Origin of the sequence: Embleya sp. NPDC005575 (assembly GCF_040605455.1) — a bacterium.
Taxonomy (GTDB): domain Bacteria; phylum Actinomycetota; class Actinomycetes; order Streptomycetales; family Streptomycetaceae; genus Embleya.
Genome location: NZ_JBEXCV010000105.1, coordinates 21,078 through 32,388, shown reverse-complemented (window position 1 = coordinate 32,388; position 11,311 = coordinate 21,078). Strand labels below are relative to the sequence as shown.

Annotated in this window: 8 protein-coding genes; 3 read left to right on the top strand and 5 right to left on the bottom strand. The window is 72.4% G+C overall.

Annotated features, from left to right (window positions below):
• Positions 1–408 precede the first annotated feature (408 nt).
• Positions 409–1,110: a peptidase E gene (locus ABZS54_RS29030; RefSeq protein ID WP_355542387.1), complete on the bottom strand. Its 702-nt coding sequence runs from the start codon at positions 1,108–1,110 to the stop codon at positions 409–411.
• 39 nt (positions 1,111–1,149) lie between these two features.
• On the bottom strand, positions 1,150–1,869 hold the full coding sequence (locus tag ABZS54_RS29025; RefSeq protein WP_355542384.1) for a DNA alkylation repair protein: 720 nt from the start codon (positions 1,867–1,869) through the stop codon (positions 1,150–1,152).
• Between the two features lie 248 nt (positions 1,870–2,117).
• Here ABZS54_RS29025 and ABZS54_RS29020 point away from each other — a divergent pair, with 248 nt between their 5' ends.
• Complete coding sequence (locus ABZS54_RS29020; RefSeq protein ID WP_355542381.1) at positions 2,118–3,098, top strand: zinc-binding dehydrogenase; 981 nt, start codon at positions 2,118–2,120, stop codon at positions 3,096–3,098.
• Between the two features lie 1,121 nt (positions 3,099–4,219).
• Here the strand turns inward: ABZS54_RS29020 and ABZS54_RS29015 are convergent.
• From ABZS54_RS29015 to ABZS54_RS29005, 3 genes are all read right to left on the bottom strand, one after another.
• Entirely contained in the window at positions 4,220–5,029 is an 810-nt protein-coding gene (locus ABZS54_RS29015) for an aldose 1-epimerase (protein WP_355542378.1), read from the bottom strand.
• A gap of 10 nt (positions 5,030–5,039) precedes the next feature.
• Positions 5,040–6,581, bottom strand: coding sequence for a class I adenylate-forming enzyme family protein (locus ABZS54_RS29010; protein WP_355542375.1), 1,542 nt, complete (start codon positions 6,579–6,581; stop codon positions 5,040–5,042).
• A gap of 237 nt (positions 6,582–6,818) precedes the next feature.
• Positions 6,819–7,778 (bottom strand): hypothetical protein, encoded by a 960-nt coding sequence (locus tag ABZS54_RS29005; protein ID WP_355542372.1) that lies wholly within the window; start codon positions 7,776–7,778, stop codon positions 6,819–6,821.
• Between the two features lie 247 nt (positions 7,779–8,025).
• Between ABZS54_RS29005 and ABZS54_RS29000 the strand changes: the two genes are divergently transcribed.
• Positions 8,026–8,454 (top strand): SRPBCC family protein, encoded by a 429-nt coding sequence (locus ABZS54_RS29000; RefSeq protein ID WP_355542369.1) that lies wholly within the window; start codon positions 8,026–8,028, stop codon positions 8,452–8,454.
• Between the two features lie 406 nt (positions 8,455–8,860).
• The gene (locus tag ABZS54_RS28995; protein WP_355542366.1) at positions 8,861–11,236 is read left to right on the top strand and encodes a pyruvate dehydrogenase; all 2,376 of its coding nucleotides are present in this window, start codon (positions 8,861–8,863) and stop codon (positions 11,234–11,236) included.
• The last annotated feature ends 75 nt before the right edge of the window (positions 11,237–11,311 follow it).

Here is an 11,311-nt window from a genome sequence, read left to right as displayed (position 1 = left end):
CCGGACGAACCCGGCGACGGCACCCACACCAACGGCCCGGCGGGCGGCGGTCCGGAGCCCGGCCGGGCCGGACCGCTCCTCCGACCTCGCCTCGTTCGTACGAGCATCCCCGCGCACCGCGACCGATCCAGTCCCGGCCGCGAAGCGGACGAGCACCCGGCAACCCCGCGCCTACCTGCCACCACGCCCCGGCCCACCCGCGCGACCTGCCCCCGACCCAACGGCCGCGTAGCGGACGAGCCTCCGCTCCGGAGATACCCGAGCCTGAAGCCCGGGGGCGGGGGTCTGCCCGCCGTCGGCCCGGCCCGGCCCGGTGGCATGCTCAGGGATTGCGGATCGTTTCGATCGTGGCGCTGAAGCCGTCGGCTCCGTGACCTCGGGCGATGTGAACATTGGTAAGTATCCAGGTCAAAGCCTGATCAGCGGCATGGCGAGCTCGCGTACGCCGTCCACATCGCACTCGACCCGATACGCGTGCGCCTCCGCACGCTCGGCGACGAAACCGTCTACCTCGCCGTCGACGAGGTGGATCGCGGCCCCGTCGTCCAGCGCGTAGCCGGGCGCCAATATGCCTGCCGCGAGGGCCGCGTGATACGCCGGACGGCGACCCGGCTCGCCGTCGTAGTGCGGACAGACGCTGCCCGCGGCCCAGCCCAGGCCGTCGGCGAGGGGGCGCAGGTGCGGTCCGAACGAGTCGGTGATGCCACCGTCGAACCAGCACAGTGCGCCGGCGCTCAGCCCGCACACCACCAAGTCGCCCGCGGCGGCCCGGGCCGCGAGTGCGGCATCGAGACCGTGCAGGCGCCACAGCGCGAGCAGGTTCGCGGTGGAGCCGCCGCCCACGTAGATCACGTCCTGATCGGCGAGCGCGTCCGCCAGATCGACGCCGGTGCGCTGGAACAGGCTCAATTCGCTCGCCGTACAGTCGAGTTCCCCGAACGAGCGGAGGAACCGGTCCACGTAGCCGGCAGAGTCGCCGGAGGCGGTCGGTACGAAGCACACGCGGGGGTGAGCCCGAGCGGCGAGGCCGAGGACGTATCGGTCGAGTGCGGAGGGGCCGTCGTTCATCGAGAAACCGCCGCCGCCCATGGCCACCAGATGAGTCGTCATCGACACATCCTGCCGTGCCGCCCACGCGGCCGGCACGGATCAACCGGCCGCCCGCAACCGGTCCGCGTCGGCGGCGGGAAGCCGGCGGACCGCCTCGCGAAAGGTCACCCCGGACATCCGGGCCCGGTGCGCGGTGGTCCAGGCGATCACGTAGGCCGGGTCCTGCTTGGAGATCTCCCGGAGCAGCCAACCGATCGCCTTGCGGATGAAGAACTCCCGCCCGTCCAGCATCGCGTCCGCGTAGCGGTCGAACCGGACCAGGTCGGGATCGCCCGCCCGGGCGCCCGGGAGCAGGCTGAGCAGGGCCGCGCGGCGGACCCAGAAGTCCTCGTCGCCGGCCCATGCGTCGGCGGTGTCGAAGTCCGCGGGCGCCCGGCCCATCAGCACTCCGGCGACCTTCTCCGCGAGGGTGTCCACGTACACCCAGCCCGCCGCGTCCCGGATCAGCCGCTCGACGAGCGGCAGGTCCGCGCGGGTGAGCACACGCACATGGATGCGCATCAACTCGATCGCGGCGAATCGGCTCTCGTGCACGGGTCGGGCCCACAACGCCTCGATCCAGGCGAGGAGTTCGGCTCGGGACGGTGCCGGGCGGGCGCGGGCCGCCGAGGTCACCGCCTTGCGCAGCACCGGGACGGTGACGCCGAGGAAGGTCAGATCGCTCTTCAGGTACGCCTTCTCGGCCTCGGCGCGCTCCGGTGTGCCCAGTGCGGCGAGCGCGGCGACGAGTGTGGCGGCGGCTTCCTCGGCATCGAACATGGGGCCACGGTACGAGGCGGGAGGCGGGCGGGGTGAGGGAGTCGGCATGTTGCGGGGCGTGGCGCTTGACATCAAGTGGACTTGAGGTTCGAAGCTGTTCGCATGTGCGTGGGCGGGGCGGTGCACGGGGGCCCCGGCATCGCGCAGTGGTCACCCGCTCGCTCGCTCGCCCGTTTTCCTGCTTGCCCGCCTCCCGTTCTCCCGTTCTCTCGTTCTTTCCTTCGTCCCACCAAGTCCCGGAGTGTTCGATGCGCGCGATTCGCCTGAACGAGTTCGGTCCGGCCGAGAATCTGCGATACGAGGAGGTGGCGACCCCGGAGCCCGGGCCCGGAGAGGTGCGGATCGCGGTGGCCGCGGCGGGAGTTCACCTGGTCGACGTGATGTTGCGCTCGGGCAAGGTGCTGGGCCCCTTCCCGCAGCCGGAGCTGCCCGCAACGCTCGGCCGCGAGGTGGCCGGGACGGTGGACGCGGTCGGTGCCGGGGTGGACCCGACCCTGGTCGGCCGGCGGGTGGTGGCGCACCTGGGCAACGGGAACGGCGGCTACGCCGAGTTCGCGATCATCGACGACCGGGCGCTGCTGGTGCTACCGGACGGACTGGCCGCCGAGGTCGCGGTGGCGATGGTGGGCACCGGCCGTACCGCGCTGGGCATCCTGGAGGTGGCCGCGATCACCGCCGCCGACATCGTGCTGATCACCGCCGCGGCGGGTGGCCTGGGCACGCTGCTGGTCCAGGCGGCCCGGCGGGTCGGCGCGGTGGTGGTCGGGGCAGCCGGCGGCGCGGCCAAGGTCGAGGCCGTGCGCGAGTCGGGCGCCGACCTCGCGGTGGACTACACCGCCGCCGACTGGGCTGGACGGGTCCGCGAGGAACTCGCCGGGCGGCCGGTGACGGTGGTCCTGGAGAGCGTCGGCGGCGACATCGGCCGGGATGCGCTGGATCTGACGGCCCCGGGTGGGCGGTTGGTGACGTTCGGCTGGTCTTCCGGCACCCCCATCGCCGGCCTGGCCGAGCTCGCGGCCGCCGCCGACGTGGCCGTGCAGAACCCACTGGGCCTGCGGATGACAAACCGCCCGGGCGGCATCAAGGCCCTCGCCGAAGCCGCACTCGCCGCTGCCGCAACCGGAGAACTCCGTCCAACGGTGACGTCATTCCCCTTGGCGGACGCAGCCGAAGCACACACCGCCCTGACCGCCCGCAAAACGGTGGGGAAGGTGGTACTGGTGCCGTAACACCGCGCGGGGCGAGCGGCTTGGCGTGCGGCGCGCGGCGTTTGCCGCGCGGTGTGCGGGGCGCGAGGGCCCGGCTGGTGGGGCCCGGGTCGCGGGCTGCGTCGTGGGGCAGTCGGGTGGATCGGCTTGGGCTGCTCGGCGGGCTCGGCCTGGTCGGCCCGCAACGTGGTGGGGACGTGCGTCCGAGCCGGTGGCCGGTTGCTCGTCCGCTTCGCGGTCCAGGCGATCCTCGGCGCCCGGCAGCGCCCGGCGGTAGGCCCGGCAGGTGTCCCGTACGTGTTGTTCGTCCAGTACGCAGAGCGGCGTCCCGTACCGCTCCGCGAGTTCGGCCAAGGGCAGGTCCCCGACCGCGAGGTCGGCACCGTGCGCCCGGGTCGAGCGCAGCCGGACGGCCGCGTCCACAACCGGCTCCGCAAGCGTGGCGGACATGGCAACTCCCTTGTACATGAGCATGGGTGACGGCAGATCAGCCGAGGAGGGACAGCACGACGAGAAGCACCGTGACGACGGCGGTGATCCGCAACACGCCAAGCAACTGCGGGTCTCGGAAGGACCCGGACGAGCCGGACGCCCGGGGCAACCGGGACGCCCCGAAGGAGCCCGAAGATCCGGCGCCCACCGCAGGGCGGCCGGTGCCGCCGCCGAGAGTCCCGGGTCGACCAGCATGCGCTCCCCTGATGCCCGCCGACGCGCGCCCGAACAGACCCGGGAAATCAACGCGCCTCGACCCCTTCGGAGCCCACTGCGGACCCGCCCACCCCCCATGCCAACCTTGAGTCGCGAACGCCGACACCCGGCGGCGAAGGGGCGGCGCAGATGTACAACGCACAAGTCGCACTCAGGGCCGGCTACTTCATCCTTCGCAACTGGCTCTGTGTCTCCTGTGGAGCCTGCCGAACCTGCTCTCCGACGAATGGCAATACCGCCTGTGGTCCCCGATGACCGCATTCCTGTGGACCACCGCGATGATCGTCCACCCATTCGTCGTCATCCGCCGAGAGTTCCGCAGATCCGGTGCCCGAACCCGAACGCCGTACCCCCACCACACCGCCCCGAAGCAGTAGTCCGCAGCTTCCCCACCCAGGGCAACGGGTGGGCGGTGGGCACGTAAACCCCCGGCCCTACGCCGCCCCGAGCCAGGTCCAGGCAGTCGTGGCCACCAACGGATCCCCCGGCCGCACCAGGCGCTGGGCCGGGCCCACCAGGCCGTTCGGCGGACCGGTCTGCGGCTCCACGCACATGTGCTCGGGCGGCAGGTCGTACACCACCGTGTAGTCGCAGTCCGAGGTCATCCGCAGCCGCAGCGCTCCCGGCCACACCAGCGTCGCATCCACCCCTCCGGGCGTCCCGTAGCAGTCGTCCCGAGGACCCGGCAGCGGAGAGATCCGGCGCCCGGTGGGCAGGTAGTCGGCGCCGCGCTCCTCCTGCCACGCGGGCGTGAAGGACAGCTCCAGCTCCCCGCCGACCGCCAACTGTCGCCGAAACCACGGGTGCCACCCGGCCTGCGCGGGAAACGTCGCGTCCTCGGACTCGATCCGCAACACCGTGATCAACCCGTCGGGCGCCAGCGTGAAGGTCTGCTCGACCCGCCCCGCGAAGGGCCACGGGTCGGTCAACGCGAACTCGAAGACCGCCGACGCCGCATCCCCCGCCACCTGATTCCAGGCCCCCCGATACCCGAGCCCATGCAGCGCGTGCGGCGCCGCATCGGCCGGGAACTCGTGGCCGACGCCGTCGAATTCGAACCGGGCCCCGCCCATCCGGCCCGCCCAGGGCACCATCGGGAAGCTGCCCCACTCGGCCGGGCGCTCGCCCTCGGTCCGCAGCAGTTCGAGCCCGTGCACCCGCAGCGAGCCGAGCCGGCACCCGGCGTCCGGCAGAATCCGCGCCTCGGCACCTTCGGAACGCAACCACACTTCGCCGTCGATCATGGTCGAAAGATTACGCGTAACGCTCCCGAAGCTGCTTCTTGAGCACCTTTCCGGACGGATTCCGCGGCAGTGCGGAGACGATCTCGATACGCTCCGGGAACTTCTGCCGCATCACTTCCCGGGTGTCCAGGAAATCCCGCACCGTACGCAGATCCGGCAATATCGTCGGATCCGTCGGCACGATCACCGCGCACACCAGTTCACCGCGTTCGGCATCGGGCAGGCCGATCACGGTGACCTCCGCGACGGCCGGGTGCGCGTCGAGCAGGTCCTCGACCTCCTTGGCGCTGATCGTCTCGCCCTTGCGCAGGATGACGTCCTTGAGCCGCCCGGTGACGTACACATTGCCGTGCTCGTCCACTCGGCCCAGATCGCCCGTACGCACCCGCCCGGCCTCGTCGAACACCTCGGCGTCCAGCCTCGCGTCCACGTAGCCGCGCATCACCTGCGGCCCGCGCACCCGCAGCTCGCCCTCCGCGCCGACCGGCACCGCCGCGCCGTCCGGTCCGACCACGGCGACCTCCACCCCGTGGGTGGGCCGGCCCTCGGCCCGGGCCAGCGCGTCGTCCGGGTCGTTCGGGCCCGCCATGGTCAGGATCGGTGCCTCGGTCATCCCCCACCCGGCCAGGATGCCCACGCCACCCAGTTCGTGCTTGATCTCGTGGTGCAGCCCGGGCGGCTTGGGCGCGCCGCCGCCCGGGCAACTGCGCAGTTCCGGAAACAGCGGGTCGCCGGCCGGCCGGCGGCGCTGGGCGGCCAGCCAGGCCTGGTGGAAGACGGTGCCCGCGCCGGCCAGCGTGACCCGCTCGCGGCGCAGCAGTTCGGGCGTCTCCTCGGGGTGAAATGCCTCGGTCAGGATCATCGTGACGCCGTGGGTGAGCGCCGCCGTCAACCACGTCGTACAGCCGCCGATGTGCGCGAACGGGAAGACCAGGGCGACCCGGTCGCGCTCGTTCGCACCGATCCGGTCCGCCATGCCGACGCCCGCGGCCATGATCGTGGCGTCGGTGTGCCGGGTGCCCTTGGGGTCGGCGGTGGTGCCGGACGTGTAGAAGTACCAGCGCACGGGGGCGTCCTCGGCGGTGCCGGGCACGGCCGGCGGAGGCGGCAGCACGGCCGGGTCGCCGGTGGGCAGCGGGTCGTCCAGGACCAGCAGTTCCAGGCCCGGGACCCGGTCCCGCACCCGGCGGGCCAGTTCCGGGTAGTCGTAGCCGCGCCACACCGGGGGCACGACCAGCATCGAGGCGCCGGTCTGCCGGGTGACGAAGACGAGTTCGCGTTCACGCTGGACGGGCATCACCGGGTTCTGGATCACGCCGAGCCGGGACAGTGCGCCGACCAGGACGACGGATTCGAGCCGGGTGGGCAGTTGCCAGGTGACCGTGTCGCCCGCGCCGAGGCCCTGGGTGTGCAGGAACGCCGCGGTGGCCTCGGCCGCGTCGCGGAACTCGCGATGGGTCAGCCGTCGGCCGCGCTCGTCGACCAGCAGTTCGCCGTCGGGCGACCGAGCCGCCCGCGCCTCGATGGCCGCCCAGAGGCTCGTATGTGTCACCGTCGCGCCCTCCTCGCCCCGCCCGTCCCGAATACCTATCAGGAACGGTCGCGACCCGACAGGGCGGCGACGTCGCGCCCGGCCCCGACCCGCCCCGCGCACCGGTTCGGCCGCCCGCCCGCGCCGGTCGCCCATCGGTAGCTGCTCGTAGCGGCACGCAAATTCACGGATACCGACAGATTCACAGATAAAGAGACAGACGGACATCCGGCAGAGCCGCGGAAGATACGGACGGATTCACAGATAAAGAAAGTGCGGCGACACCACGATCGCCGAAGGCACCAGCAGCGCCGCCGCGGTCAGCAGCCGCAGCCCGGCGGAGGCGACCGGTGCGCCCACCCGGACGCCCGCGACGGCCACCTCGGGGTGTGCGGTCGCGTGCACCTGATGCACCGTGAGCTCCTCCTGGCGCTGCTGCGGCCAGGCGAAGCACGGACAGAACGGCCCACCCGCCTGCCCGGGCCCGGACAGCTTGACGATCGCCCGGCGCAGGTTGACCCGCGCGATCGAGCCGTGCACGTCCGCGTCCGCCGCCTTCTCCGACAGTTCCGCGGCGTGGTCGGCCCATTCGGCGAAGAACCGCACTGTCGGGTAGGCGTCGGCCAGCGTGTCGGCGCAGACCATCCACTGCGCGTCGCGTCGGCGCAGGTGCCCCGCCATGTGGGTGAGCACCGCGTTCAGCTCCTCCGGGCGGAGCAGGTCCAACGCGCGCGTGGTGGCCTCCACGCGCGGCGGTCGGGACGGCAGCAGCACCAGGCGCGGCGCCTCGTCCTCGACGATCACCAGGCGCGGTCGGCCGCCGGCCTCCTCGTCCAGGAGCGGCGCGCAGTTCTCCAACCGGTCCAACTGCACGCGCAGCGCCCGCCGGTAGTCGCGGGTGGCGCCCGCTCCCCGGCGCCCGCCGAGCACGAGGATCACCAGCGCCAGCATGGCGACGACGATCTGCACGACCAGCGGCACGTGCGGCATGCCGATGTGCGGGTCGAAGCCGGCCGCATGCATCGGGGCGAGCCACAGGTCGGGCGTGTAGACCGGCACGGCCAGCACGAAGGAGGCGAGTACGCCGCCGGCGGCGGCCCGCCAGGCGCGTTGCACGTGACGCGGGCTGAAGCCGCTGCGTTCGGCCCGGCGCAGGACGCGGGGGGCGGTCACCAGGATGGCCGCCGCGAAAGCCGTCAGCACAAGTCCGTACAACACGTCCTTGACGCCCCTTTCTGGCCTCGTCGCCACCGTACCCGTTCGGCCCTGCAACGGTTCTAGGCGCCAAGTGGTTTCCGCGTCCAGGAGACAGACCACATCGGTCGGGTGACTTATTCGGCGGACACCAACCACCCGGTGGTATTGCGGAGCCGATGCGGACCCGGATCGAATCGGCGTGGAAACCGAATCGAATTGCATCGTCCCATCTCCACGCGCGTAATTTCGAACCCACGGGAGTGCCTTCATGCACGAAATCTCACGCTCGGCTGTGATTGCCGCCACACCGGACAAGGTCTGGGCGGTCATCGGCGACTTCGGTGCCCTGGACGAGTGGCACCCGGTGGTGCCGCCGAGCACGATCGAGGGCGGCGGCGACGCCAACACCCCGGGCGCGGTAAGGGCGTTCGCAATCGACGGCGAGGTGCTCTCGCGAGAGGAGCTGCTCAGCCACGACGCGGACGCGCACCGGATGACATATCGCCTGATCCAGGTGCCACTGGCGGTGAGCGACTACGTCGGCTCGCTCGCGGTGCACCCGCACCCGGAGGGCAGCGAGGTGGTCTGGTCGGCCACCTACGAGGGCGACGAGGACCTCGTGGAGACCGTCGAGGCGGTGTTCGCCGAGGGCACCTACGGCGCGGGCCTGGCCGCCCTCCAGGAGCGCTTCGCGTAGGCAGGCCCTGCCCGGCACGCTCGGCAGGACCACCGGGATCCCCGGGACGGGCACAGGCCCGCCCCGGGGATCCCGCCGGACCCTCCGGCGGGATCCGGCCCGGACCACCGCCGACGGGCGCAACGGTCCGGGAATCGGGAGCGCCCGGCCGTCCGCACCGGCCCGCGCGCCCGGCGACGTGGATGCTCCCGCCGTCCGGCGAGCCCGCCGCGGCATGTCTCCGCAGGCATCGAGACGGTTCGGGACGGCCCTCGGTTGCGCATGGCGGGGCGCGGGGCGGACCGACAGTACGCGAACGCTCTGTCGACGAAACGGCCACCGGCAGCAATCTCGATCGGCTTCGCGTATCGCATGGTGAGACGATCGCCGTATGCTTCGGCCACCCCGAACCGATCTTGAGGTAACCATGCATCGCAGCGACACGGACCACGCCGCGGCCGCGCTCGGCATCGACCTGCCCGTCCTGGAGGCGGTCCAGCGCCGCATCCTGTGGCTCGCCACGCGCATCGTCGACTCCGCCAACCACGACCGCCCGAACGCGGACGGCATCAAGGTCGGCGGCCACCAGGCGTCCTCCGCGTCGCTGGTGTCCGCGATGACCGCGCTGTGGTTCGCGCACCTCGACGGTCCGGACCGGATCAGCGTCAAGCCGCACGCGTCGCCCGTCTTCCACGCGATCCAGTACCTGCTCGGCAATCTGGACCGGGCCTACCTGACCACGCTGCGCGCCAAGGGCGGGCTCCAGTCGTACCCCTCCAGGACCAAGGACCCGGACCGCGAATGGGTGGACTTCTCCACCGGCTCGGTCGGCCTGGGCGCGGCGGCGCCGCTGTTCGGCGCAACCACCCGGCGGTACGTGGACGCGCACTTCGGACCGCGTCCCGCATCCCGCTTCGTCGCCCTCCTGGGCGACGCCGAGCTGGACGAGGGCAACATCTGGGAGGCCATCGCGGACCCGGCCACCCAGGGCCTGGGCAATGTGATGTGGCTGGTCGACTTCAACCGGCAGTCGCTGGACCGGGTGGTGCCCGGGGTGCGAATCGACCAGTGGCGCGGCCAGTTCGAGGCGGCCGGCTGGCACGTGGTCGAGGTCAAGTACGGCCGCCGGCTCCAGGCCGCGTTCGAGCGGCCCGGCGGTGCGGTGCTCAAGGCATGGATCGACGCGATGCCCAACGAGCAGTACCAGGCCCTGTTCGGCCTCGCCGACCAGGACGTGCGCGCACACTTCCTGGACGGCGCGCCGGCCGACGTCGCGGACACCGTCGCGGACGTGCCCGACGCCGAACTGCACGCGCTGGTCACCGACCTCGGCGGGCACGACATCGCCGCCCTGCTCGACGCCTACCGGCGCTGCGACGCGGTCACCGATCGACCCAGCGTGGTCTTCGCGTACACCGTCAAGGGCTGGGGCCTGCCGATCGCGGGCAACCCGCGCAACCACTCCGCGCTGCTGAGCACCGATCAGGTCGCCACGCTGCGCGCCGGGTTCGGCCTGACCGAGCGCACCGAGTGGGACCGCTTCGACGCCGCCACCCCCGAGGGCATCCTGGCCGGGCAGCGCCGCGAACACCTGGCCCGCGCCCCCAAGCCGGGCCCGCTCGGCATCCCGGTCGCCGCCGCCACCAATCAGCGGATGACCAAGCCGGTCTCCACCCAGGAGACGTTCGGCCGGGTCCTGGTCGATCTGTCCCGCGACCCGGCGCTGGCGCCGTACCTGGTGACCACCGCGCCCGACGTGGCCACCTCCACCAACCTGGCCGGCTTCATCAACCGCACCGGCGTCTTCGCGCCCACCGATCGCCGCGCGTGGTCCGGCGAAGGCGCGCTGAAGTGGATCGAGGGCCCGAGCGGGCAGCACATCGAGCTGGGCATCTCCGAGATGAACCTGTTCCTGCTGCTCGGACAGCTCGGCCTCGCGGGCGACTTGTCCGGGCAGCCGCTGATCCCGATCGGCACGGTCTACGACCCGTTCGTATGTCGCGGCCTGGACGCGTTCATCCACGCCGTCTACTCCGGGTCGCGGTTCATCGTGGCCGGCACCCCCTCCGGCGTCACGCTCGCTCCCGAGGGCGGCGCGCACCAGTCCACGATCACCGCGTCGATCGGGCTCGAACTGCCCGGCACCACGCTGATCGAGCCCGCCTACGGAACCGCGCTGGACTGGCTGCTGTGCGATGCGGTGGGCCGGATCGCGGGCGGTCCGGACCACGGCGTCGAACCGGACAACGGCGCCTACTACTTCCGGCTGACCACCCGTCCGATCGACCAGACGCCGTTCGAGGCCGCCCGGACCCGGCTCGGCGACGCGCTGCTGCGCCGCCAGGTGCTCGCCGGCGCCTACCGGCTCCTGGAGGCACCGGATCTGCCGGGCGCACCGAGCGTGTACCTGGCCGCCTCCGGCGCGGTACTGCCCGAGGTGCTGACCGCCGCGCACGAACTGCGCGACGAGGGCATCGCCGCGCACGTCGTGGACATCACCTCGGCCGACCGGCTCTACGGCGCCTGGCAGCGCACCCTGCGCCAGGGAGTGCGCACTGCGACCACGCCGTCCGCGCCGGGCGCGCTGCGCACCGCGTTCCCGCATCGGGCGCCGGTGGTCACCGTGCACGACTCGTCCTCGCACACGCTCGCCTGGCTCGGTTCGGCGCTCGGCGTGCCGAGCGTGCCGCTGGGCGTGGACCAGTTCGGCCAGACCGGCCGGATCGAGGATCTGTACGAACTGCACGACCTGCTGCCCGGTTCGATCGTCAACGCGGCGCTGGCCGCGCTCTCGCTCGCCTGACCGGACCCGCCGCCCGACCGGTCCCGCCGCCGGCCGCCGACCCGGGGCCGGTGGCCGGGCCCAGGGCACGCCCGG

Coding starts and splice junctions, on each gene's coding strand:
- ABZS54_RS29030 (WP_355542387.1), bottom strand. CDS start 1,110: ATGACGACTCATCTGGTGGCCATGGGCGGCGGCGGTTTCTCGATGAAC.
- ABZS54_RS29025 (WP_355542384.1), bottom strand. CDS start 1,869: ATGTTCGATGCCGAGGAAGCCGCCGCCACACTCGTCGCCGCGCTCGCC.
- ABZS54_RS29020 (WP_355542381.1), top strand. CDS start 2,118: ATGCGCGCGATTCGCCTGAACGAGTTCGGTCCGGCCGAGAATCTGCGA.
- ABZS54_RS29015 (WP_355542378.1), bottom strand. CDS start 5,029: ATGATCGACGGCGAAGTGTGGTTGCGTTCCGAAGGTGCCGAGGCGCGG.
- ABZS54_RS29000 (WP_355542369.1), top strand. CDS start 8,026: ATGCACGAAATCTCACGCTCGGCTGTGATTGCCGCCACACCGGACAAG.
- ABZS54_RS28995 (WP_355542366.1), top strand. CDS start 8,861: ATGCATCGCAGCGACACGGACCACGCCGCGGCCGCGCTCGGCATCGAC.